Annotated in this window: 1 pseudogene; it reads right to left on the bottom strand. The window is 61.3% G+C overall.

The features are described 5' to 3' along the window. Positions 1 to 393 (bottom strand): annotated as a pseudogene (locus B2W52_RS18665) (molybdopterin-dependent oxidoreductase); the annotation flags it as partial.

The following is a 393-nucleotide window of genomic DNA, read 5'->3' as shown; positions in this document are numbered from 1 at the left end:
GGGTCACCAGCAGGTCGAGTTTGCCTTCCGGCGCTTCGTCATGCCATTTGACCTCTTTCGGCTTGGCGCCACCTTCGTGGCCCAGATCCTTGCCCTGCAGGCCGCTCTTGGTACCCAGCAGGTACTTGAGCATGTACTCGTGGCCCTTACCGGAGGACCCCAGCAGGTTGGATCGCCAGATAAACATATTGCGCGGATGGTTCTGGGGCGCTTCCGGATCCTCACTGGCAAACGCCAGGGAGCCGTCTTTCATGGACTGCGCCACATAGTCCGACACTTCCATTCCGGCTTTTTCTGCCTCGGCAGCAATACCCAGCGGGTTGCGGTTGAGCTGCGGGGCAGACGGCAGCCAGCCCATGCGCTCGGCGCGCACGTTGTAGTCAATCAGGCTGC

This window comes from Marinobacter sp. UBA2498, assembly GCF_002341575.1.
Taxonomy (GTDB): domain Bacteria; phylum Pseudomonadota; class Gammaproteobacteria; order Pseudomonadales; family Oleiphilaceae; genus Marinobacter; species Marinobacter manganoxydans.
Note: the sequence above shows the minus strand (reverse complement) of the source record. Positions and strands in the feature narration are given on the sequence as shown.